This is a genomic window from Sphingomonas sp. A2-49 (assembly GCF_025548555.1).
In the GTDB taxonomy this organism is placed as follows: domain Bacteria; phylum Pseudomonadota; class Alphaproteobacteria; order Sphingomonadales; family Sphingomonadaceae; genus Sphingomonas.
In genome coordinates this window covers 1-22,960 of the sequence record NZ_JAJLPA010000024.1, presented here as the reverse complement: position 1 = coordinate 22,960, position 22,960 = coordinate 1, and the positions used below count along the sequence as shown (strand labels likewise).

Sequence of the window (22,960 nt, the reverse complement as noted above, 5' to 3'; positions counted from 1 at the left end):
CGTCATCGGCTGGGATCTGTTGCGGTTGGCCTGCGATTTCTGAACTGCTAAGCCGTTTGGCGGCGATGTGCCTGACTGGCTGGAGTTGCGGTTGGCCTGCGATTTCTGAACTGCTAAGCCCGCGGCGGCCGGCGCGCTCGCCGATCGCCTGTTGCGGTTGGCCTGCGATTTCTGAACTGCTAAGCCCCGCCCCGCCTTGTCCGCGTCGCAACGATAGTTGCGGTTGGCCTGCGATTTCTGAACTGCTAAGCCCGGCCCCTCGATAACCCCCGGCCAATGAACGTTGCGGTTGGCCTGCGATTTCTGAACTGCTAAGCCCCGAAATCGAAGTGTTCCGCGCCGGCTCGCGTTGCGGTTGGCCTGCGATTTCTGAACTGCTAAGCCGGCCGGCGGGCGTCGTCCACCATTTGACGCGTTGCGGTTGGCCTGCGATTTCTGAACTGCTAAGCCACGAGCGTTCAACAACCGGGCGGCGGTGCGGTTGCGGTTGGCCTGCGATTTCTGAACTGCTAAGCCGCATGATCGTGGCGCCGTATTGGGCCGTCAGTTGCGGTTGGCCTGCGATTTCTGAACTGCTAAGCCGTTTCACCTTAGCCACAGGTGCAACACCTTGTTGCGGTTGGCCTGCGATTTCTGAACTGCTAAGCCGTCGTGGCTGCGGACAGCGCGACGGTGTCGTTGCGGTTGGCCTGCGATTTCTGAACTGCTAAGCCCCGTGGCATCGTGCGTCACCGCCGGATTGGGTTGCGGTTGGCCTGCGATTTCTGAACTGCTAAGCCTCCGGATGGCCACCCCTTCCCGGACCTATCGTTGCGGTTGGCCTGCGATTTCTGAACTGCTAAGCCGTGCGGCTGCAGATAGAACATCACCCGGTAGTTGCGGTTGGCCTGCGATTTCTGAACTGCTAAGCCTAGCTCCGGTGTTGCTCGCGACCTTGGTGGGTTGCGGTTGGCCTGCGATTTCTGAACTGCTAAGCCCCAGCTTGAGATCTTCGCGACGAACCAGGGGGTTGCGGTTGGCCTGCGATTTCTGAACTGCTAAGCCCGCGCTAGGTGCTGGTCTATCGTGAGCGTCGTTGCGGTTGGCCTGCGATTTCTGAACTGCTAAGCCGGAACTCAGCCGCGCTTTGGTTCCAGTAGTGTTGCGGTTGGCCTGCGATTTCTGAACTGCTAAGCCGCACGAACAAGGTGCTGGCCTGGTGCCCACGTTGCGGTTGGCCTGCGATTTCTGAACTGCTAAGCCTCAAAACTGTCCGCATCGCTCGCTGAAGAGGTTGCGGTTGGCCTGCGATTTCTGAACTGCTAAGCCTTTTCGTGATGATAAGCACGAGAAAGATTAGGTTGCGGTTGGCCTGCGATTTCTGAACTGCTAAGCCTCCGATAGGCGTCGTTCCATTCCGGCGGGTCGTTGCGGTTGGCCTGCGATTTCTGAACTGCTAAGCCACCGACCGCCGCACCGGCGAGCGGACCGTCGTTGCGGTTGGCCTGCGATTTCTGAACTGCTAAGCCCTCCCGCCCCGGTGTCGCTCGCGACCCTGTGTTGCGGTTGGCCTGCGATTCCTGAACTGCTAAGCCTCACCTTTCCGAGGTGGGCCTGTGGCCGAAGTTGCGGTTGGCCTGCGATTTCTGAACTGCTAAGCCTCGTCGGGGGAATTGGATGCAGACATTTACGTTGCGGTTGGCCTGCGATTTCTGAACTGCTAAGCCGAACCGCGGCATTGATCGCAGGCGTGGTGGGTTGCGGTTGGCCTGCGATTTCTGAACTGCTAAGCCGCTGGCGATCAGCGACGTGACGATCTCCAGGTTGCGGTTGGCCTGCGATTTCTGAACTGCTAAGCCCCGGGTCGTGTCCATTCCGAACGGAGCGCCGTTGCGGTTGGCCTGCGATTTCTGAACTGCTAAGCCCCTTTTCGCCCTCGGTCGTACCTAGCTGCTGTTGCGGTTGGCCTGCGATTTCTGAACTGCTAAGCCAATCGGCACGTCCTCCGGGTCGGCGCAGTCGTTGCGGTTGGCCTGCGATTTCTGAACTGCTAAGCCCTGGCGTTTGGCTAGAGGAAAAGAGAGACGTTGCGGTTGGCCTGCGATTTCTGAATTGCTAAGCCGGATGTGGCGGTAAAGTGTTGGTGAACAACGCGATATCGGCACATCCGGGGCGGCAGAAGCGGGGCGGGCATCAGAAAAGCGCCAGCTGTTCGGGGTTTTTGCGGGGACGTTTGCGGCGCTGGCTCGAGAAGCGGACGACGCTTTCATATTGCTTGTCGGTGAAGGTCATGACGTGGATCTCGCCCTTTTCGGGCAGGTTCCGCTCGATCCGGCGCAGGTGGGATTCGTAGCTGTCGCGGCCGTTGCAGAAACGGGCGTAGACGGACAGCTGGCTCATCTCGAACCCCTGGTCGAGCAGGAACTCGCGGAATTTGGTCGCCTCGCGCGACTGTTCTCGGGTGACGACCGGCAGGTCGAACATCACGAAGATCCACATCAGCCGATAGCCGCTGAGATGCCGGTCATCGCTCACGCCTCGCCGGTCGGATCGAGCGGGCGCGCGAGCATCGCCCAGTCGGCGGCGGTGGGCGGATCGAACAGCGCCAGTTCGGATCTTGTCGTTTCGAAACTGCGCGCGAGCGATTGCGCGAGGCGCTGCGCCGCGACGGACACGGGCGACATTTCGCCCCCGACTTTGACGTCGAACGCGATCAGGCGCGCGAAGCGTCGCTTGACGGCCGGGTCGAGCGTCTCGACGCCCTGTGCGACGAGGGCCACGACCAGCGCATCGACGAGTGGCCGGAACGGTTCGACCAGATCGTCGGCGAGCGCGAAGGCGTTGCCGCGATTGACGTGGAAGATTCCGATCGTCGGATGGAGCCCGGCGGCGACGATCGCACGCGCCACCGTCGCGCGCAGCACGGCATAGCCATAGTTGAGCAGCGCGTTGGCGCCCGCGGCGTCGCGGTCGCGGCGAAAGTCGCGTCCCATCAGCGCGGGCCAGTAGCGCCTCGCCGCCTGCGCTTCCAGATTGTCGGGATCGCCCGAGCGGACGCGCCGGGCGAGCAGCGCGAACGCCGACGCCTCCGGGGTCGCGCGCTGGGCCAGCAGCGCGCCCTGCATCGTGATCTTGGCCCTGACGATGCGTTGCCACAATTGCTTGGCGAGCGGCTTGCCCGCGTCCCATTGCGCGCGCATCCGGCCGCCCTGCGCGTGAAAGCCCGCGATCGGCAGCGTGACGGCGACCGGGCTGTGGTGCGTGTTGCAAAAGACGATGGGGCTGCCGCGTTCGGCGAGCGCCGCGACCAGATTGCCGGTCCAGGTGCAGCCATGCGCATGCAGGATCACGGCATGGACATCGTCGAGCGCGATGCGGCCGACCTCGTCGCGGTCCTTCGACACCGTCAGGAAGCCGCGATGCATCGCCAGGTGCAGCCCCTCGGTCCCGATGTCGACGATCCGCTCCATCCCCCCTCCCGCAGGCCCCACGCCGGGTCGACGCTAGGGGAGGGGAGAGCGCGAGTCAGCGGGGGCCGGGATCCAGAATGCGCCCCAATGGATCGATCCGGACTTGACGCGCCCGGATCTTCTTGAGGCCGCCTGCCGAGGAATTGATATACTTGAACGGATCGACCTCCGGCGGCGCGGCGTCGCGCGCCTTCAGCGCGCCCGCCTCCGTCGACGCGGCGAGTTGCAGCGTGCCGATTGTGGAGAATTTCACCACGCGCACGATCTCGCGCGGGCCGCCGTCGCGTTCGATCGCGAGCATGTCGTTCTGGTGCAGGCTCAGCACCCGCTTGGCGGCGGGATGCGGTCGACGGTCCCCCTGATCGGGCTGGTGCGCGTCGAACATCGAGACGATGTCGGACACCCATTTGCCATCGGGCAGCCGCCACACGTCGAAGCGCGCGTTCGAATCGCCCTTGTACGCCTTGTAGATGCGGCCCGCGCCGTCCCGGATCGGAATGACGCTCAACGGTTCGCGCACGCGCACGCGCCGCGTTCCTGCGAATTGCGGATGCTGCCGCGCGAAGCGGGCGATCGCAGCGTCGAAATCCTTGCCCGATCGTCCCGCGGTCGCATCGGCCAGCGCGGCGCGCAGCGCCGGATCGGGAATGCGATCGGCCGCAGCGATGTCGGCGGGCTTGAGGCTGGCGAGGGGGACGCGATGGACGACGATCGGCAGGCCCTTGGGCGACGTTTCGCCGGTCAGTCCGTAGGCGGTGTCGTTGTGCAGGCGGCCCGCGGTGACGTCGCGGCCGGGCGCGGGCTTGCGCGTGCGCCCATGATCGGCCTTGTGGCTGACGACGATCGTGCGCAGCCGCTCGCGCAATTCATCGCGAAAGCCCTCCCACGGCTGGTCGAGCCCTTCGAACAGGCGATCGAGGTTCTTGTCCTCGGCAAGGCCGGCGGTGCGGGCGATGCGTTGCATCAGGCGGCGCGTCGTCACTGCGACCACCGCCGCGTCGATCGCATGGTGACGGTGGTCGAGCCGGTTCTTGGGGGCGTTGCTGTGCCGGTTCTCGACGATATTGTGGTCGCCCAGCAACTCGTTGAGCCCCCACAGCCGGCGCAGCATCGCGGTCATCCGGCCGGGGATGACGTAGACGCTGCCCTCGTCCGCGCTGGCATAGAGGCTGCCGAGATAGCGCCCCGCCATCCGCGACAGATATTGGGTGTCGGTCAGCTGCCGGGCGAGGAACCCGCCGTCCTTTTCGACCCGCGCCATCGCATCGGGTCCGAAGCGCCATTGCCTGGACGTGTGCAGGCGCCCGACCTCCGCGGCGATCGCATCCCAGCGGTCGGGATCGTGGCCCCATTTCTCGAACGGCGTGCGGTTGCCCTTGATCCGGTTGCACGACCGGTGGGCGACGACCTTGTTGCCCGCGCTGTCGTCCAGCGAGCGCGAATAGGGGATGATATGGTCGACGTCCGCCTCGCCCGAAAACAGGGCGCGCATGCCGATCGGCCGGCCGCAATAGGGGCAGCGCCGGTCGAGCGGGTTGGCGGGGTTGAGGTCTTCCCAGAGGCGCAGCAGCATCCGGTTGCCGCCGGTGTCGGCGATGCCTTCCTGCGTCAGTTTTTCGGACCGCCTGACCGCGGCGGCGGTGTCGCGGCGGATGCGGCGGTTGTGGTCCTCCTTGTCCTTCTCGTTAAGCTTCAGCTCGCGCGCCAGCTCGACTACGATCTCGTCGGGGCGGCCGTGGACGGTGATGATCGCGTTCACCAGCTTTTCGAGCTGGCGCAGCCCGATGTGGACGGTGGGATTGGTGATCTTGCCCCATCGCTTTTCGGGCGGGTCGGCGGGGTCCTGCGTGCCGGGCGGGATGTCGCGGGTCAGCAGTTCGCCATAATAGGGCAGCTGCGGCAGGATCTCGCCGGTGCGGTGGTCGGAATGGTGCCAGCCGCAGCGCCGCACCGCCTCGTCGTACGTGATGACCTCCGCCTGGAGTTCGGAGAGGATGCGTGCGGTGGCGGTCGCGCCGAGCCGCCCGTGCCCTTCGGGCAGCGACGTCCTGGCGACAGTGGCGGCATGCGCGTCGTCGAGGCCGCAATCCCGCGTCAGGAAGGCGTGGAGCGCATCCGGGTCCTCCTCCTCGATCAGCCGCTCGACGATCGCCCATTGCCGGTCGCGGTCGAAATTCTCCCATGCGGCGCCGAACCGCTTCCTGTCGCCGAGCACCGCGCGCACCTCGTCGCCGGCCAGCTGCGTGCGGGTGTCGCTCGCCTTGTTGAAGCTCTGGCCCGGCTCCAGCTTGATCCGGTTGCCGAGCGAGGTGAAGGCGATCGCCTTCTTGTGCGACAATTCGCGGACCAGCCGGTCGCGCTCGTCGAGCGTCAGCTTCCGGTTCGCCTCGCCCGGCGTGGTTACCTCCAGCTGGTTGACCTCCTCGTACAGGCGGCGCTGCTGGAACAGCGGATGCGCCTTGGCCAGCCGCCGCTCGCTCGGGACGAAGGTGCACAGGCCGACCGGCTGTTCCTTCAACGGCCGCTGGTAGAACAGGATGCGGTGCAGCGCGGCGCGTGCGGTTTCGGTCAGCAGCGCGGGATGGTGCCGCGCCTGTTCCTGCCAGATCCGGTCGAATTCATATTCGACGTGGCGGCGCTGCGGATAGAAATCGTAATCCTGGTTCTCGCCGCCCATGCGCACGCGCTTCGTCTCGCGACGCAGCAGGAACTGGCCGAGCGTGTCCGCGCCCTCGTCCGCCATCGCCTGATCGAGCGCGCGCGCGCCGCTGGCGATCTTGCCGTCCTCGCCGTCGGTCGCCTTGCGCTCCGCCTTGCGGTTCGACTTGAATCCGCGCCGCTGGTTGAGGTGGAACAGCGCGCGACCGATTGCGTGCGGCGCGAGCGGTTCGTCCAGCGCCCGTGCGCGCAGTACATAGGGATCGAGCGCCGCGACCAGCTGCGCCTCGTCCGCGTCGGCCGGCATCAGGCCATGCTCGACCAGCGCGGCGAGGAACGCCGAACGGCGCCCGACATAGCGATCCCGCCGCCGGCGCGCCGACCGCGCCTCGCGACGGTCGACCGCAAGCGACGTGCCCGATTGCGGATCGCGACCGTCGGAGAAGATGCGGACGCCGATGTCGGCGATGCCGGCATCGTTTTCGATCAGGCACCAGCCGATCGAATTGGTACCGATGTCGAGACCCAGCCTGCGCATCCATCTATCCCTTTCGGCTGCCCGCGATCAATCGTGCCATGCGCTCCACCCGGTGAAGCGCACGGCACGACTGATGGGACGAGAAGACCAATAGACTATGCAAGCGTTCGCATACGTCAACGCCGCCCATGCAATCGCCGGCCGGCGATAAAGTCCGACCCGGTTAGGATAGGGAAAGACCGACGGGAGAACACGGCACGGACGACGACCGATCGTCCCGAATTCAGCGTCGTCGCGGCATTCGGGCAGGCGCGACGAACGCCATCGTGCCAGTGCCGAAAACAGAAAAGGCGAGGCCGTAGCCTCGCCCTTATTTGGTGCAGTCAAACTGCTTGTTAACAGCCAGCCGCGATTTCTGAACGCGATTACCCTGCCGCGAGCGGCGCGTGCTGTCAACCATGCCGGCGACGGCAAACGCCACCAGAATGGCGCAAAGGGTTGCACGGGGAATGCCTTGGCGCGCCCGGCAGGATTCGAACCTGCAACTCCAAGCTTAGAAGGCTCGTGCTCTATCCAGTTGAACTACGGGCGCGCGCGGGACGCGGGTTAGCGCGGATTGCGCGGCGGTGGAACCGCCATATAGTCCCGCGGATGAGCAATGGGGCCGAACGCGCGATCGACGCGCGCGACATGGGCGGACGGGCGTTCCGCTACTACGACTTCGTCATGGCCGCGTTCGTCGCGATCCTGCTGCTGTCGAACGTGATCGGCGCGGGCAAGGTGGCGCAGATCGTGCTGCCCGGGATCGGACCGTGGCCGTTCGGCGCGGGCATCCTGTTCTTCCCCGTCAGCTACGTGATCGGCGACGTGCTGACCGAGGTCTATGGCTATGCCCGCGCGCGGCGCGTGATCTGGGCGGGGACCGCCGCGGTCGTGTTCATGGCGTTCATGAGCTGGGTCGTCGTCGCGCTGCCGCCGGCGCCGAGCTGGACGAACCAGGCCGCCTATGCGACGATCTTCGGCCAGGTGCCGCGCATCGTGGTGGCGAGCCTCTGCGCCTTTTGGGCCGGCGAGTTCGTCAATTCCTACGTCATGGCCCGGATGAAGGTGCGGACCGCGGGCCGCCACCTGTGGATGCGCACGATCGGCTCGACGGTGCTGGGGGAAGGGGTGGACAGCCTGATCTTCTACCCGCTCGCCTTTCTCGGTGCCGCCGGGTTCACGCCCGGGCTGGTGGTGACGGTGATGGTCACGCAATGGGCGCTGAAGGTGGCGTGGGAAGTGATCCTGACGCCGGTGACCTATGTCGTCGTGGCGGCGCTGAAGCGCGCCGAGGGCGTCGACGTGTTCGATCGCGCGACCGACTTCACCCCGTTCCGTGCGCGGGTGTGACGGCCGATCGCCGTTCGCGCTGGCAGGACAGCCCTCGCCACATCGTCACGTCGGAGCCGCGCCGCGGTCCTTTCCGGGGCGAGGAGAACGGCTGAAGGTACGGGCGCTCTCCCCGTGGCGCGATGGCCCCCTGAACGCGTCCCGTGTGACGGTCGGGCGGAGGCAAGGCCCGTTCCCCCTTGGGCATTCCGTTCGGCGCGGAACGCCCGGGAACGATCGTTCAGGCCCCCACCGTCTCCAGCACGCCTTCGAACAGGCGGCGGCCGTCGGTGCCGCCGTGCGCGGCTTCGATCCGGCGTTCGGGGTGGGGCATCATGCCGAGCACGTTGCCGCGCGCGTTGACGATGCCCGCGATGCCGCGCGCCGAGCCGTTGACCGCCTCGGCATAGCGGAAGGCGACCCGGCCTTCGCCCTCGAGCGTGTCGAGCGTCTCGGTGTCGGCGAAGTAATTGCCGTCATGGTGCGCGACGGGGACGCGGATCGTCTCGCCCGCGGCATAGCGGCGGGTAAAGGCGGACGGCGCGCCATCGATCGTCAGCGCGACGTCGCGGCAGACGAAGTTGAGGCCGGCGTTGCGCATCAGCGCGCCCGGCAGCAGCCCCGCTTCGGTCAGAACCTGGAAGCCGTTGCAGACGCCGAGCACCGGCAGGCCCTCGCCCGCGCGGGCGACGACGGCCTGCATGATCGGCGAGCGGGCGGCGATCGCGCCGGACCGCAGGTAATCGCCATAGGAAAAACCGCCGGGTACCGCGACCAGCCCGATGCCGTCGGGCAGGTCGGTATCGCCGTGCCAGACCATCGTCGGCGTGACGCCGGTCACCGCTTCCAGCGCGACCGCGAGGTCGCGGTCGCAATTGGAGCCGGGGAACACGATGACCGCGGTTCTCATGTCAGATCCGCTCCACGCGATAATTCTCGATGACGGTGTTGGCGAGCAACTGGCGGCACATGCCGTCGATGCTCTCGTCGGTGGTCGCGTCGGCGACCTCCAGCTCGAACATCTTGCCCGCGCGCACGTCCTCGACGCCCGCGAAGCCGAGCCCGCCGAGCGCGTGATGGATCGCCCGGCCCTGGGGGTCCAGCACGCCGGGCTTCAGCGTCACGAAGATACGCAGCCTCATCGTCACTTCCCCCGGCGCTTGCGGTGGCTGTCGAGGTCGAGCACGGCGCTGTCCTCGCCTTCCGGCATCAGGCCCAGCCGCCGCGCGACCTCCTGATACGCCTCCGCCTCGCCGCCCAGGTCGCGGCGGAAGCGATCCTTGTCGAGCTTTTCGTTCGACGTCATGTCCCACAGCCGGCAACCATCGGGACTGATCTCGTCGGCCAGGATGATCCGGCCATAGTCGTTGTCCCAGATCCGGCCGAATTCGAGCTTGAAGTCGACCAGCCGGATGCCGCAGCCGGCGAACAGGCCGGTGAGGAAGTCGTTCACCCGGATCGCGAGGTCGGCGATGTCGTGCATCTCCTCCTGGCTCGCCCAGCCGAACGCGGCGATATGTTCGTCGGAGATCATCGGATCGCCGAGCGCATCGTCCTTGTAATAATATTCGATGATCGTCCGGGGCAGCTTGACGCCCTCCTCGATCCCCAGCCGCTTCGACAGCGAGCCGGCGGCGACGTTGCGCACGACGACCTCGATCGGCACGATCTCGACCTGTCGGATCAGCTGCTCGCGCATGTTGAGGCGGCGGATGAAGTGGGTCGGCACGCCGATCGCGTCGAGCAGCGTGAAGATGTGCTCGCTGATCCGGTTGTTCAGCACGCCCTTGCCGTTGATCGTGCCCTTCTTCTGGGCGTTGAAGGCGGTCGCGTCGTCCTTGAAATACTGGATCAGCGTGCCGGGCTCGGGACCCTCGTACAGGATCTTGGCCTTGCCTTCGTAAATCTGGCGGCGGCGAGCCATGCGCGGTTCCCCTGAAATAGAGCAGCCCCGGCGGCGCGAGGGTCGCGGGCCGGGGCCGGAATGGCCGGGCCTATAAGGGAAGGGTGGCGGGGGTGCAATGCAGCGCGCGGCGCGGCGGCGATCAGTCGCCGCGCGCGACCCGGCGCCGGAGCGGCCCGCGCACGCGCCGCCACAACAGGACCACGATCGCCAGCGCGAGCCCCGGCGGGCCGAAGATGGCGATCGCGCCCAACAGCACCGCAAGCGTCACCTGCGCCGAGCCCACCATGGTGTCGAGCGCGCTGGTCAGCGGCGCGCTGCTGTCGAAGCCGCGGATCGCATCGCCCGAGTCATAGTCGAACTGCACCGGCGTGGTCGCGAGGCTGGCGCGGTTATCGGCGACCACGCCGGCCGCGTCGCGTGCCGCGGTCGCGGCGGCGGCGCGCTGGCGTTGCAGTTCGGCACGCTCGGCCGCTCCGGCGCCCGGTCGGGCGAGCTGCGCCTCGGCACGCCGCGCGGCGGCGGCGGCATCGTCGCGCGTCGCCGCGGCCCGTTCGATCGCGGCGCCGGCATCGGTGCCGGTGATCGTGGCGCTGACGAGCGTGCCCCGGGCCGCCTGGATCAGGTCGACGCCCTGTTTACCGAACGCGCGGGCGATGGCGGGATCGAGCTTGAACGCCAGCGTGCCGCGGATCGCGTTCTCGCCCATCACGCGATAGTCCATGCCGGTGATCCGGCAGCGCGCGATGCCCAGCTTTTCGCAGGCGGCGGCATGCGCCTCCTGCGCGGCGGCGATGGCGCGCGGCGGCAGGCGGAATCCGTAGCGATAGTTGAACGCGACCCCCGGCGCGGCGGTGACCGCGATGCCGGGGGCGGCGGGGACGGTGTCGCCGGTGGCGGCGGGCGCCTCCATCGTGCCGGTCGAATCGGGCGCCTTGCTGCACCCCGCGAGCGCCAATGCGGCGAGCCCGCACCCTGCCATGATCCGCCGCATGATCCCTCCCGCTCGTTGCTTGATACACCATCCGCCCGATAGGATATCGGGTCAAGCGGGACCGCTCATGACAAGTGCGCATCCACGGCGTAACGGCCGGTGCATGTCCGATCGATCCCGCCCCCTCCCGACCCGCCGCCTGTGGCCGGCCGTGCCGCTCGCGCTGCTGGCGGTCCCGGCGCAGGCCCAGCAGCAGGACGCGCAGCTGTGGACGCAGGTCAACACCAACGTGCCGCTGACCGACGACGTGCGCGTGACGCTGGAACAGATCGCGCGCTTCAGCGACCGGCAGGACGGGCTGTACCAGACCGAATTCGGTGCATTGCTGGGCGTGCGCGCGGCGAAGGGGATCGAACTCGGCTTCGGCTATCGCAAGGTGGGGGCGCACAACGGCAATACCGGTGCCGACGAGGACAGGCTGCGCCAGCAGGTCGTGGGCACGTTCGGCGCGTTTACCACGCGCTTTCGCGTCGACGAACGGTTCAACCCGGGCGGCCGCGAGATCGGCTTCCGCATCCGGCCTTTGGTCCGCTACAATTACCGCCTGCGCACCTCGGGCCTCGCGCTGTTCGCCAGCCACGAGAGTTTCTACCTGCCCAATGCGACCAGCTGGGGCCAGCGCCGCGGGTACGAGCGGATGCGCAACATCGTCGGGTTGCTCGTCCCGATCGGCCGGCGCCTGTCGATGGACGTCGGCTACCTCAACCAGTTCCGTCCGGGTCGCAGCGGATCGCGGGCGCAGATGGACCATGCCCTGACGCTGCAATGGACGATCAATCTCAACGGCGTGGTATTTCCGGGCGTGCACGACTGATCCCGGCTCGCCCGACCGCCGTCACGACAAAGGGCGCCCCCGTCGCCGGGAGCGCCCTTCGTGCGTCGTCGAACCGTGGCGGTTACTTGCCGCCATTGTCCTTGACGCCGACCACGGGAACCGAGATCGATTCCTTCTCGGTCTTGACCTTGGGCACCTCGACCGTCGTGTCCTTGGTGCCGACGACGACTTCCTTCGAATCCAGGTCGACCTTGGGCAGCGAGCCGCCCTTGGCGCTGACGTCGACCGACGGCAGCGAGCCCTTCTTCGTCACGTCGGCGCTCCAGAAGCCGGTCAGGAACAGCAGCGCCACGATGACGACCACGATCACCGCCACGATCGCGAGCACCCGGCCGGCGCCACCGCGACGTTCCACGATCACGCGATTGCCGTTCTGATCCGTCGTATACTCAACCATGTCTACTCTCCCTGTCTTCTAAACCACATAATCCTGTATCGCCGGGTTTGTTCCCGTGCCGAAACGAGGATGGGCGAGGCGCGGGGTCAGGTGACGGCAAGCCGCTGGGCGAATGCGGGATCGCGCCATGCGCCGGTGGCGACGACCTCGCGCAGCTGTTCGCCCGCCCGCCAGACGTCCTCGTGGCTCAGATACAGCGGCGTCAGGCCGAGGCGGAGGATGTCGGGGTCGCGGAAATCGCCGATGACCCCACGCGCGATCAGCGCCTGGGTCAGCGCGTAGGCGTCGGCGTGGCGGAAGCTGATGTGGCTGCCGCGCCGTTCGGGGTCGGTGGGGCTGACGCAGGCCAGGCCCGCGTCGGCGCCCGCTTCGGCGAGGATCGCGAACAGCGCCGCGCTCTTTGCGGCGAGGGCGGCCATGTCGACCCCTGCCCACAGGTCGAGCGCGGCGTCGAGACTCGCCATGCCGAGGATCGGCGGCGTGCCGACCAGCCAGCGCGTCATCCCGGCGGCAGGCCGATAGGCGTCCTGGAACGCGAACGGTTCGGCATGGCCCATCCACCCGCTGACCGGGTTGGCCAGCGCGTCCTGCAACCGCGGCGCGACGTAGAGGAACGCCGGCGCACCCGGTCCACCGTTGAGGTATTTGTAGGTGCAGCCGACCGCGAGGTCGACGTCGGCGGCGGTCACGTCGAGCGCGACCGCGCCGACGCTATGGCTGAAGTCCCAGAGGATCAGCGCGCCGGCGGCGTGTGCGCGTGCGGTCCATGCGGCAAGGTCGAACCGCTCCGCCGTCTTGTAGTGGACGTGCGTCAGGAGCAGCAGCGCGGTATCGTCGTCGAGCGCGTCCGCCAGCGCGGCGCGTTCGACGACGTGCAGGCGCGCGCCGGGCACGCAGGCGACGGCGCCCTCAGCGACGTGGAGGTCGGTGGGGAAATTGCCGGCCTCGCTGACGACGGTCCGGCGCGACGGGTCGTGGCGCAACGCGGCGACGATCGCCTTGAACAGGTGCGTCGAGGTGGTGTCGCCGACGATCACCGCATCGGCGACGGCGCCGATCAGCGGCGCGATCCGCGCCCCCAGCCGCTGCGGCGCGTCGATCCAGCCCTCGTTCCAGCTGCGGATCAGGCGCGTGCCCCATTGCCGTTCGGCGACGTCGGCGAGCCGGGCGGGGACGGCGCGCGGCAGCGGCCCGAGCGAATTGCCGTCGAGGTAGACGACGTCGCCGGGCAATGCGAACCGGTCGCGCCAGGCGGCGAAGGGATCGGTGAAATCGAGGGCGCGGGCGTCGTCGCGGGTCATGGCGTCTCTCGGCGAAAGGCGGCGACGATCTGGTCGCGCGCGAGGGTCCAGGCGGGCGTGCCGGGGGCGATCAGTTCGACATGGCCGGTGTCGGCGACGGTGCGGAGCATCACCCGGTCGCCGGCGGCGGCGGCGCGGTCGCGATAATCGGTCGCGAAGCGGTAGGGCACGATGCGGTCCTCGCGCCCGTTGACCAGCGTCTGTGCGACGCCGATCGGCAGCAGGCGCGGGACCGATGTGTCGGCGAAGGGTTCGGGTCGGTCGCCCACCAGTTGCGCGATCACCGCGGTACCGCAGCCGTTGTCGGGGCTGGCGGCGACCGCTTCGAGATCGGGCAGGCCGCCTAGGCTGACGACATGGCCGATCTCCAACGGCTGCGCGTCGTGCACCGGGCTGCCCGGCGCGATCCGGTGGCGCGCCGCGAGCCACAGCGCGAGGTGCCCACCGGCGGAATGGCCGACCGCGACGATCCGCGTCAGGTCGAGCGCGTGCGCGGCGGCCTCCGCGCGCAGGCGGTCGGCGGCGGCGGCGACGTCGCGAAAGGTCCCGGGATAGCCACCGCCGTCGCGATCGGCGCCGCGATAGTCGATGTTCCAGACGGCGATGCCGTGGTCGCGCAGGTCGGCGGCGACCCAGTCCATCAGCCGGCGGTCGGCGATGCCCGTCTGCCAGCAACCGCCATGGACCATCACCACGACGCGATGCGGCCCCGTGCCGGCCGGCCGCCACAGGTCGATCCGCTGCATCGCGTCCGGGCCATAGGCGATCGTCGCATCCGGTCGCGGGCGCGGGCGGGCGGTGAGATCGGGCCAGGTGAGGGGGATGGTCATCGCTGCATCGCCGGCGCTAGCCCATGCGCTCCCGCCGCGCCAGCCACGCGCGCGCGACCCGCCGGTCCGGTGCGGTCGAACGTCGCGTTTGCTCGCGCGCCGGCACCTGCTACACGCTGTTCCCGATATGGCCACCGACTTCCAGGAACCGCCGATCGGCATTCTCGACGCGCCGTTCGATACCGCTCTGTCCGACCGCTATCTGGTCTATGCGCTGTCGACGATCACGGCGCGATCGCTGCCCGACGTGCGCGACGGACTAAAGCCGGTGCACCGCCGGTTGCTGTGGGCGATGCGGCTGCTGAAGCTCGATCCCAGCCAGGGCTACAAGAAGTGCGCGCGCGTCGTCGGCGACGTGATCGGCAAATACCATCCGCATGGCGACCAGTCGGTCTATGACGCGATGGTCCGCCTCGCGCAGGATTTCGCGCTCCGCTATCCGCTGGTCGACGGGCAGGGCAATTTCGGCAATATCGACGGCGATAACGCCGCCGCCTATCGCTATACCGAGGCACGGCTGACGCAGGTCGCGATCGACCTGATGGACGGGCTCGACGAGGATGCCGTCGCCTATCGCCCGACGTACAACGGCGAGGAACAGGAGCCGGAACTGTTCCCCGGGCTGTTCCCCAACCTGCTCGCGAACGGGGCGAGCGGGATCGCGGTCGGCATGGCGACGAGCATCCCGCCGCACAACGCCGCCGAACTACTCGACGCCGCGATCATGCTGGTCGACAAGCCCGACGCACCCGACACCGCGGTGCTCGATTACGTGAAGGGCCCCGACCTGCCGACCGGCGGGCTGATCGTCGATCCGCCGGCGGTGATCGCCGAAAGCTACGCCACCGGCCGCGGCGGCTTCCGCGTCCGCGCGCGCTGGGGCATCGAGCGCGAGAAGGGCGGCGGCTGGCAGGTGATCGTCAGCCAGATCCCCTATGGCGTGGCCAAGGGCAAGCTGATCGAACAGATCGCCGGACTCATCAACGACAGGAAATTCCCGATCCTCGCCGACGTTCGCGACGAATCGGACGCGGAGGTGCGGATCGTGCTCGAACCGCGCAGCCGCACCGTCGACCCGCAGGTGCTGATGGACGGCCTGTTCCGCTTTTCGGATCTCGAGACGCGGATCAGCCTGAACCTCAACGTGCTGGACAAGGATCGCACGCCGCGGGTGATGTCGCTCGGCGGCGCGCTGAAGGCGTGGGTCGAGCACCAGTTCGTCGTGCTGGAACGCCGCACGCGCCACCGGCTGGGCAAGATCGCCGACCGGATCGAGCTGCTCGACGGCTATCTCATCGCCTATCTCAATCTCGACCGGGTGATCGCGATCATCCGGACCGAAGACGAACCCAAGGCGGTGATGATCGCGGAATTCGCGCTGACCGACCGACAGGCCGAAGCGATCCTCAACATGCGGCTCCGCTCGCTGCGCCGGCTGGAGGAATTCGAGATCCGCGGCGAGCGCGACAAGCTCGACAAGGAGCGCGTCGAGCTGGAGGCGCTGCTCGCCGATCCGGGCAAGCAGAAGCGGCGGATGAAGCGCGACCTGAAGCGGGTGCGCGACCGCTACGGCCCTGATACGCCGCTCGGCGCGCGGCGCACGACGATCGAGGAGGCCGCGCCGACCCGCGACATCCCGCTGGAAGCGATGATCGAGCGCGAGCCGATCACCGTCATCCTGTCGCAGCGCGGCTGGATCCGGGCGATGCGCGGCCATGTCGACCTGGGATCGGCGGAGACGCTCAAGTTCAAGGAGGGCGATGGCCCCGCCTTCGCCTTCCACGCGCAGACCACCGACAAGCTGCTGCTCGCGGCGGCGAACGGGCGGTTCTACACGCTCGCAGCCGACAAGCTGCCGGGTGGGCGCGGCTTCGGCGAGCCGGTGCGGGCGATGATCGATCTCGACGGCGCGGTGGGCGTCACCGCGTTCCTCAACGCACGCGCGCAGGAGCAATTGCTGATCGCCGCCACCGACGGGCGCGGCTTCCGCGTGCCGGTGGCCGACGTCATCGCCGAGACGCGCAAGGGCAAGACGGTGATGACGCCGCGGGTCGGCGCGCGGCTGCTGGTGGTGCGCCCGGTGATGCCGAACGCCGATTACGTCGCGGCGATCGGCGACAACCGCAAGTTCCTGGTCTTCCCGATCGCCGAATTGCCGGTGATGACGCGCGGGCAGGGAGTCCAGATCCAGCGATTCCGCGAGGGGAGCCTGTCGGATGCGACCACCTTCGTCTTCGCGGACGGGATGAGCTGGCCGATGGGCGGCGAAACCGGGCGGACGCGCACCGAAAGCGACCTTTCGTTGTGGCGCACCGCCCGCGGCGCGGCGGGGCGGACCCCGCCGACCGGCTTTCCGCGGGACAACCGATTCGGCTGACGATCCCGCGACTGCCCATCGGGCAAGCCCGGCAGGGGCGGAGTTTCGGTCGATTGCGAACATGAACCGGCCGGATTTTCAGCCGCTCTTAACGTTCACGCCCTAGACAGGAGGGATGGCCACCGCCTCGTCAGATCTGGGTTCCCCCGTGCCCGCCGAGCGCGATCTGTTCGAGCGCGACCTCGAGCTCATCCCGATCCCGACCGTGCAGGTGGTGCGCGACGGCGGCGGTTTCGCCTTCCTGTCGATCAACCGCGCCTATCGACTCGCCGGGCTGGGCGTGATCGCCGACCGTTCGCCGATGCTCGCGCTGCTGGGCAGCCGGATCGACGCATTCCTGCGCTCGACCGACGTCCGCACCGACTTCGACTGGTCGATCGGCGAGGTGATCGATTCGCGCTATTACCGCGTCACGCTGGCGCGGCCGACGCCGGCGTTGCGTGATCGCTGCCAGATCGCGTTCATCGACCTAACCGCGCAGGTCCATACCGAACGCTCGCTGCGGCGGGAGATGACGACCGACAGCCTGACCGGATTGCCCAATCGCGAAGGCTTCAGCGACATGATCGAGGCGGTGCAGGCGGAGCGCAGCCGCCACACCGTGCTGGTCATCGACCTCGACCGGTTCGGCCGGCTCAACGCCTGCCTGGGCGGGCTGGCAGGCGACGAACTGCTCATCACCGTTGCGCGCCGCATCAAGGGCGTGCTGCGCGCGCGCGATGCGCTGGCGCGGATCGGCGGGGACGAATTCGGCATCCTGATGGCGGTCGACGGCGACCCCGAGGAGGCGACGCGCCTCGCCGACCGCATCCAGCGGACGCTCTCCGCGCCGTTCCGGCTGAGCGATTACGAGATCGGCGTCGAATGCTCGATCGGCATCGCGCACGGCGACGACGCGATCGAGGATGTCGAGGAACTGATCCGCCACGCGCAATTCGCGGTGAAGCGCGCCAAGACCGGGCGCCAGGTCGAAAGCTACCAGACGCAGGCGTTAACGATCGCGCGCGAACAGTTCGCGATGGAAACCGCGCTGCGGCGTGCCATCGAACAGCGTCAGCTGCGGCTGGCGTTCCAGCCGATCTGCGACCTCGCCAGCGGCTCGATCGTCTCGTTCGAGGCGCTGGCCCGCTGGCGCGACCATCGCGGTGTCGAGCACGAGCCGAGCAACTTCATCCCCGTCGCCGAGGAATCGGGCCTGATCGTACCGCTCGGACGCTGGGCGATGGACGAGGCCGCGCGCACGTTGCGCTGGTGGGACGATTCGTGCGGCGGCGATTGCGGCATGCGCGTCGCGGTCAACCTGTCGGCGATCCAGATGCAGCGCGACGACATCGCGCCGGTGGTCGAGGCGGCGCTGATCCGCCACGACCTGAAGGGCAGCCGCTTCAACCTCGAACTGACCGAAAGCGCGATCGTCAGCGATCCCGATCGCATCGCGGGGATCATGCACGCGCTGAAGGCGCTCGGCACGACGCTGGCGATGGACGATTTCGGTACGGGCTATTCGAACCTCGCCTATCTCCAGAAGCTGCCGATCGACATCCTGAAGATCGATCGCAGCTTCGTGTCGGGCATGCTCGCCGACCGCGACAAGATCGCGATCGTCCGCGCGGTGCTGAGCCTCGCGCAGGCGCTCGGCATGCGCACGACCGCGGAAGGCGTGGAGAGCAACGAACTGGCGCAGACGCTGGCGGCGCTGGGCTGCACCTACGGCCAGGGCTATCTCTACGCGCGTCCGCTCGAGGCGGTGGATGCGCTGTCGATGATCGTGTCGGCGAGGGCCGCCGCGACCGCCGCATCGGCGAGCTGATCGACGCGGCCTGCGCCGGGGAAGCCCTCGGCGATCCACGCCGTCTCGATCCCGCGCAGCACGCGGGCGACCGCCGGCCCCTTGCGCAGGCCGCGCTGCACCAGCGCACCGCCGCCGATCGGCAGCGCCGGCGGCGTCCAGTCCGCAAGCGGCGTGACGTCCCGCCCCGCCAGCAGCAGCCGATCGCGCGCTATCGCTGGTCCGCAGCGATAGGCAAGCGCGCGCGGCCCCTCGTCGCCCGGGCCGTCGTGCGCGGCGGCGAGGCGCCGGCGCTGCTCGTTCGACAGCTTCAGCCGCGCGCCGACCGGCTCGGCGGCGTCGGCAGGCAGCAGCGCCGCGAGCCGCCGGATCGCGTCCGGCGCCACGCCGGCTTCGGCCTCCCGATCCGCGAGCGCGGCGAGCGGCGATGCGTCGGCGATCTCCGGCAGCACCGCGCGCAGGATGCCGCGCGCGATCATCAGGGTGACGACGGCCACCGCATCGGGCGCGACGAGCAGCTTCAGCAATTCGGCGGCGATCCGCTCGCGCGACAGGGCCATCAGGTCGTTCGCCCGCGCCGCGCACGCATCGAGCCCGTCGGCATCGATCGCGTCGCCGAAGCGGGCGTGGAAGCGGAAGAAGCGCAGGATGCGCAGGTGATCCTCCGCGATCCGGCGATAGGGATCGCCGATGAAGCGGACGCGGCGCGCCGCCAGATCGTCGAGGCCGCCGAAATAATCGAAGATCGCGCCGTTCTCGGGGTCGGCGTACAGCGCGTTCATCGTGAAGTCGCGGCGGGCGGCATCCTCCGCCCAGGCATCGGTGAAGGCGACGGTCGCGTGCCGCCCGTCGGTGGCGACGTCGCGGCGCAGCGTCGTCACCTCGATCGGCCCCGACGGCAGCACCGCGGTGACGGTGCCGTGCGCGAGCCCCGTCGGCACCGCGCGGATGCCCGCCGCCTTCAGCGCCGCGAGCACGGCGTCCGGCAGCAGGCGCGTCGCAAGGTCGACGTCGGCGGGGTCGAGGCCGATCAGCGTGTCGCGCACCACCCCGCCGACCAGCCGCGTGCAGGCCGGCCCGCCGAGCGCGGCGATCAGTGCAGGGAACCCCTCGCGCGCCGTGATCCGATCGAGGGTCAGGACCATGCGAGCTGCCGCGACAGATTGACGATCATCGCCGCCGTTGCGCCCCAGATGCGGCGGTCGTCCCAGCGGATTTCGTAATAATGGCGCGTCCGGCCCTGCCATTCGGCGCTCGCCTCGACCTGGTTGGCGGGATCGAGCAGGAAGTCGAGCGGCACCTCGAACACGCTGGCGACCTCCGCCTCGCTGGCGACCAGCGGCACGTCCGCGGGAACGACGGCGAGCACCGGCGTCACCGCGAAGCCGGTGACGGTGCGGTAGCGGTCGACCTCGCCGATCACATGGACCAGCGCGGGCGGCAGCGCGACCTCCTCCTCCGCCTCGCGCAGCGCGGCGGCGATCGCGGTTTCGCCGGGATCGATCCGGCCACCGGGAAACGCCACCTGTCCGGCATGCTTGCGCAGCGTTTCGGTCCGTTGCGTCAGGATCACGCCCGGGCGCGGCCGGTCGGTCACGGCGACCAGCACCGCGGCGGGCGTCATGTCGCCGTCGGCGCGCACCTCGAGCTCGCGGTGGTCGCCGGTCAGCAGCACGGGATCGCCGCGGCGGCCCCGCTCCAGCGCCGCCGTCAACCGCACCGCGAGGCTCACGCGGCGGTGCCGAGCGGAAAGAACGCGCCGTCGCTCCAGACGCCGGGCCGCGCCGCATCGTCGGCGATCGCGCGGTCGGCGAGGTCGTAATAGACCGGGCGCGCCACCAGCGCCTCCAGCCCGCCGCGCACGTGCAGATAGGGGCGGGGACCGTCGGCGCCTTCGGTAAAGCGCAACGGATGGTCGGGACCTGCGGTCACGAAGTCTCCGGTGTTGAGCCGGAAGGCGAGGCGGGCGGCGGCGCCGTTGCCCTCCGCCTTCATCTCGACCGCGACGAAGGGCGCATCGTCGACCGCGATGTCGAGCTTCTCGACCGGGGTCACCAGCACGAAGCGGCCATCGGGCTCGCGGCGCAGGATCGTCGAGAACAGCCGCACCATCGCCGGGCGGCCGATCGGCGACCCCTGATGGAACCAGCTGCCGTCGCGCGCGATCCGCATCTCGCTGTCGCCGCAGTGCGTCGGGTTCCATTGCTCCACCGGGGGCAGGCGACGTTGTTCGACGAGCGTTGCGATCTCAGACAGGCTGAGACCGGCGAGATCGGGAAGCTCCTCCATCGGCATGCGCGCGCGGTACGCGCTGGGCGGCGCGGCGTAAAGGCGGGCCGCTCACGCGATCGCGGGTACGGCCGGTCCCAACAGCCCCGCGACCATCGGCACGGCATCGCCGCGCGCCAGCAGCCGGTGGCGCTCGACCGGCCCGGGCAGCCGCCATCCCGCGGTCCGATTCGCATCGAACCCGAAGAAGCGGCCGTAATATTCGGGATCGCCGATCAGCATCAGCGCCGCGTCCGCGCCGGTCCGCGCGGCGGCATCGAGCGCGCGCGTCATCAACGCGCGACCGATGCCGTCGCGCTGGCGACCCGGCTCGACCGCGACCGGGCCGACCATGACGAGGTCGTGCGTGCCGCCGTCGTCCGCGGCGACCCGCACCGGCCAGCACTGGATCGTGCCGATCGCGACGCCATCCTCCACCGCGGCGAAGCTCAGCGCCGCGATCGGCGCGCCGGTGCCGCGGACGCGATAGGCGGTGCGCAAGTGCCGGTCCGTGCCGAAGGCGCGGTCCAGCAGCGCCTCGACGGCGGCACCCTCGACGGCGCTGAGCGGCACGAATGCGATCACGGTGTGCAACGGTCCTCCGGGCGCCGGTGGCCGGCGGGCCGCGCGCATGCCGTGCACGCCCCCCGAACGCAAGCGGAATGCGATATCCGCGGCGATGGCTGTCCGTCGCCGGCCGGGATTGCTAGAGGCGCCCGATGCAAGACAGTCTTCAGCTGGAGGTCCACGACCTCGAGGTCCAGGTGCTCACCGGTATCTATTCGGAAGAGACGCACCTGCCGCAGCCGCTGCGCATCGACCTGACGGTCGACCTGCGCTGCCCGGATCGCTTCGCGCCGGACACGCCGCTGTCGGCGTCGAAGAACTACCTCGATCTCAAGCACGCCGCGACGACGGCATTGCCCGAAGGCGTGCATTTCACGCTTATCGAGGCGGTGGCCGACCACATCTGCGAAACGTTGTTCCTGGGCGACGCGCGCGTGCTGCGCGTCGCGGTCAAGATCGTGAAGCTGGCGATCGCCGAGGCGGGCGAATCGATCGGCATCACGCTCGTCCGCCACCGGCCTTAGGTCGTCTCCGTCAGCGGATCGTGCGGGTGCGCCGGCACGGGCCGAGCTGCGCCACGATGAAGCGATAGTCCTCGCGCGCGGTGCCGGCGTTGGCCTCGTCGAGCGATGCGGTGCTGTGATCGGGCAGGTCCGCGGGCAATGCGCAGGCGAGGCGATACCATAGCAGGGTATCGCGGGCCGGCGGCGCGGCGGATTCGTCGACGATCTCCGACAGCGCGACCGCCCAGCGCGGCTGTTCGCCGGGGCGGCGCAGCACGGTCATCGACACCGGCGCACCGTTCGCGGTCGTCAGGAACACCTGCGTCTCGCCTTCGCCCGGCAGCGCGCCGGGGACGTGAAAGGCGTTGCCGACGCCGGTGATGACCGGCGGGGCGTCGGCGGCGACGAGCGCCTGGGCGATGGCGCGCACGCGCTGGTCGTCGGCGGGGGTCCAGGCGACCTGCGCGTCCGGAGCGACGAGCTGGACCTGGCCCGGCGTGCCCGGCACGGGGCGCGCGAACAGCAGCACGCGCAGCTTCTTCAGCCGGGGCAGCCGCCCGGACGCGTCGGGCGCGACGTCGAGCAGATAGCCGATTCGCGGCGGCAGGCCGTCCGCTCCCTTGACCAGCGCGACGAGGTCCGCCTCGACGTAGAAGCGCGTCTGGCCAGGTGCGACGCCCGCCGCATCCGCACCCTTCAGGCGGACCGCGGACCGGATCGCGGCATCGGCGACCAGCGGCGCCGCGATGACCAGATCGGCAAGATCGGCATAGCCCGTACCGCCGGCAACGGCGGGCGATTGTCCGGTGATCGGCGCGCCGACCTGCGCCATTGCGGGACAGTCGGTAAGGCCGGCCGCGATCGCGGCGGCGGCGAGCAGGATGGCGCAGGGTCGCGGATTCATGCGCGTTCGCTAGCGCAGCGCACCTGAACGATACAGAAATAATTCTGTCTTCGAAGGATTGTACGTTTGTTGCGTCCGACAAAGCGTTTGCGTGGCGTGAGACGTGACGATAGTACTTGGGTTCTGCCACACACGGCGCCAGCCGGGGCAGGGGCCTACGCGCGTTCTTCCCCCGGGCGCTGCGAGGACCACGAGATTAGGGAGTGTCGTTGCTGAATGGCCTATGCTGACCAGAAGATGTCCGGTGGCAGGGTGGTCGCGATCGTCATCGTCGTGCTCATCCATGCCGCGCTGGGCTACGCCTTCGTCACCGGGCTCGCGTACCAATACGTGAAG

The 22,960-nt window shown here is 68.8% G+C and carries 20 protein-coding genes, 1 tRNA gene, 1 pseudogene and 1 CRISPR repeat array (1 of these 23 cut by a window edge); of the genes and pseudogenes, 6 read left to right on the top strand and 16 right to left on the bottom strand.

Annotation, left to right across the window (positions count from 1 at the left end):
- Positions 1–2,101: a CRISPR direct-repeat array (repeat unit 36 nt; unit sequence GTTGCGGTTGGCCTGCGATTTCTGAACTGCTAAGCC) (it extends 312 nt beyond the left edge of the window).
- 71 nt (positions 2,102–2,172) lie between these two features.
- From cas2 to LPN01_RS15745, 4 genes are all read right to left on the bottom strand, one after another.
- Complete coding sequence (gene cas2, locus LPN01_RS15760; protein ID WP_262829372.1) at positions 2,173–2,514, bottom strand: CRISPR-associated endonuclease Cas2; 342 nt, start codon at positions 2,512–2,514, stop codon at positions 2,173–2,175.
- Entirely contained in the window at positions 2,511–3,449 is a 939-nt protein-coding gene (gene cas1, locus LPN01_RS15755; RefSeq protein WP_262829371.1) for a type II CRISPR-associated endonuclease Cas1, read from the bottom strand. Before cas1 ends, cas2 begins: the two co-directional genes overlap by 4 nt.
- 55 nt (positions 3,450–3,504) lie before the next feature.
- A complete protein-coding gene (gene cas9, locus LPN01_RS15750) occupies positions 3,505–6,645 on the bottom strand; it encodes a type II CRISPR RNA-guided endonuclease Cas9 (RefSeq protein ID WP_262829370.1) in 3,141 nt (1,046 codons plus the stop codon).
- Positions 6,646–7,100: 455 nt separating this feature from the next.
- Positions 7,101–7,177: transfer RNA gene (locus tag LPN01_RS15745), tRNA-Arg, on the bottom strand.
- Between the two features lie 59 nt (positions 7,178–7,236).
- Between LPN01_RS15745 and LPN01_RS15740 the strand changes: the two genes are divergently transcribed.
- Positions 7,237–7,977: a queuosine precursor transporter gene (locus LPN01_RS15740; protein ID WP_262829369.1), complete on the top strand. Its 741-nt coding sequence runs from the start codon at positions 7,237–7,239 to the stop codon at positions 7,975–7,977.
- Positions 7,978–8,197: 220 nt separating this feature from the next.
- On the opposite strand, the gene purQ is transcribed toward LPN01_RS15740, so the two are convergent.
- From purQ to LPN01_RS15720, 4 genes are all read right to left on the bottom strand, one after another.
- Complete coding sequence (gene purQ / locus LPN01_RS15735; RefSeq protein WP_262829368.1) at positions 8,198–8,866, bottom strand: phosphoribosylformylglycinamidine synthase subunit PurQ; 669 nt, start codon at positions 8,864–8,866, stop codon at positions 8,198–8,200.
- 1 nt (position 8,867) lies between these two features.
- The gene (gene purS, locus LPN01_RS15730) at positions 8,868–9,098 is read right to left on the bottom strand and encodes a phosphoribosylformylglycinamidine synthase subunit PurS (protein ID WP_262829367.1); all 231 of its coding nucleotides are present in this window, start codon (positions 9,096–9,098) and stop codon (positions 8,868–8,870) included.
- A 2-nt stretch (positions 9,099–9,100) separates the two neighbouring features.
- Entirely contained in the window at positions 9,101–9,880 is a 780-nt protein-coding gene (purC, locus tag LPN01_RS15725) for a phosphoribosylaminoimidazolesuccinocarboxamide synthase (protein WP_262829366.1), read from the bottom strand.
- A gap of 121 nt (positions 9,881–10,001) precedes the next feature.
- Positions 10,002–10,853 carry a hypothetical protein gene (locus LPN01_RS15720; RefSeq protein WP_262829365.1) on the bottom strand — a complete coding sequence of 284 codons (852 nt, stop codon included), beginning with the start codon at positions 10,851–10,853 and terminating at the stop codon, positions 10,002–10,004.
- A 103-nt stretch (positions 10,854–10,956) separates the two neighbouring features.
- Between LPN01_RS15720 and LPN01_RS15715 the strand changes: the two genes are divergently transcribed.
- The gene (locus LPN01_RS15715) at positions 10,957–11,667 is read left to right on the top strand and encodes a DUF2490 domain-containing protein (protein WP_262829364.1); all 711 of its coding nucleotides are present in this window, start codon (positions 10,957–10,959) and stop codon (positions 11,665–11,667) included.
- An 82-nt stretch (positions 11,668–11,749) separates the two neighbouring features.
- Here LPN01_RS15715 and LPN01_RS15710 read toward each other — a convergent pair whose 3' ends face one another.
- The 3 genes from LPN01_RS15710 to LPN01_RS15700 all read right to left on the bottom strand — a co-directional run bounded on the left by LPN01_RS15710 (position 11,750) and on the right by LPN01_RS15700 (position 14,216).
- Positions 11,750–12,085 (bottom strand): hypothetical protein, encoded by a 336-nt coding sequence (locus LPN01_RS15710; RefSeq protein WP_262829363.1) that lies wholly within the window; start codon positions 12,083–12,085, stop codon positions 11,750–11,752.
- An 86-nt stretch (positions 12,086–12,171) separates the two neighbouring features.
- Positions 12,172–13,386 (bottom strand): kynureninase, encoded by a 1,215-nt coding sequence (kynU, locus tag LPN01_RS15705; RefSeq protein WP_262829362.1) that lies wholly within the window; start codon positions 13,384–13,386, stop codon positions 12,172–12,174.
- Positions 13,383–14,216, bottom strand: coding sequence for an alpha/beta hydrolase (locus LPN01_RS15700; protein ID WP_262829361.1), 834 nt, complete (start codon positions 14,214–14,216; stop codon positions 13,383–13,385). Before LPN01_RS15700 ends, kynU begins: the two co-directional genes overlap by 4 nt.
- Positions 14,217–14,343: 127 nt before the next feature.
- On the opposite strand from LPN01_RS15700, the gene parC reads away from it, so the two are divergent.
- Both parC and LPN01_RS15690 read left to right on the top strand, forming a co-directional pair.
- A complete protein-coding gene (gene parC, locus LPN01_RS15695; RefSeq protein WP_262829360.1) occupies positions 14,344–16,593 on the top strand; it encodes a DNA topoisomerase IV subunit A in 2,250 nt (749 codons plus the stop codon).
- 115 nt (positions 16,594–16,708) lie between these two features.
- Positions 16,709–18,403 carry a putative bifunctional diguanylate cyclase/phosphodiesterase gene (locus LPN01_RS15690; RefSeq protein ID WP_262829359.1) on the top strand — a complete coding sequence of 565 codons (1,695 nt, stop codon included), beginning with the start codon at positions 16,709–16,711 and terminating at the stop codon, positions 18,401–18,403.
- On the opposite strand, the gene LPN01_RS15685 is transcribed toward LPN01_RS15690, so the two are convergent.
- From LPN01_RS15685 to LPN01_RS15670, 4 genes are read right to left on the bottom strand one after another with little or no spacing between them, the layout of a single operon-like run.
- On the bottom strand, positions 18,319–19,527 hold the full coding sequence (locus tag LPN01_RS15685) for a CCA tRNA nucleotidyltransferase (RefSeq protein WP_262829358.1): 1,209 nt from the start codon (positions 19,525–19,527) through the stop codon (positions 18,319–18,321). The genes LPN01_RS15690 and LPN01_RS15685 overlap by 85 nt on opposite strands.
- On the bottom strand, positions 19,518–20,114 hold the full coding sequence (locus tag LPN01_RS15680; protein WP_262829357.1) for a CoA pyrophosphatase: 597 nt from the start codon (positions 20,112–20,114) through the stop codon (positions 19,518–19,520). Before LPN01_RS15680 ends, LPN01_RS15685 begins: the two co-directional genes overlap by 10 nt.
- Complete coding sequence (locus LPN01_RS15675) at positions 20,111–20,677, bottom strand: DUF1285 domain-containing protein (RefSeq protein ID WP_262829356.1); 567 nt, start codon at positions 20,675–20,677, stop codon at positions 20,111–20,113. The genes LPN01_RS15680 and LPN01_RS15675 overlap by 4 nt, the downstream gene beginning before the upstream one ends.
- Positions 20,678–20,722: 45 nt before the next feature.
- On the bottom strand, positions 20,723–21,235 hold the full coding sequence (locus LPN01_RS15670) for a GNAT family N-acetyltransferase (RefSeq protein ID WP_262829401.1): 513 nt from the start codon (positions 21,233–21,235) through the stop codon (positions 20,723–20,725).
- 134 nt (positions 21,236–21,369) lie between these two features.
- On the opposite strand from LPN01_RS15670, the gene LPN01_RS15665 reads away from it, so the two are divergent.
- Positions 21,370–21,741: a dihydroneopterin aldolase gene (locus LPN01_RS15665; protein ID WP_262829355.1), complete on the top strand. Its 372-nt coding sequence runs from the start codon at positions 21,370–21,372 to the stop codon at positions 21,739–21,741.
- Positions 21,742–21,751: 10 nt separating this feature from the next.
- Here the strand turns inward: LPN01_RS15665 and LPN01_RS15660 are convergent, their stop codons facing one another.
- On the bottom strand, positions 21,752–22,624 hold the full coding sequence (locus LPN01_RS15660) for a hypothetical protein (protein WP_262829354.1): 873 nt from the start codon (positions 22,622–22,624) through the stop codon (positions 21,752–21,754).
- A gap of 216 nt (positions 22,625–22,840) precedes the next feature.
- Between LPN01_RS15660 and LPN01_RS15655 the strand changes: the two are divergent.
- Positions 22,841–22,960, top strand: a pseudogene (locus tag LPN01_RS15655) (energy transducer TonB); the annotation flags it as partial.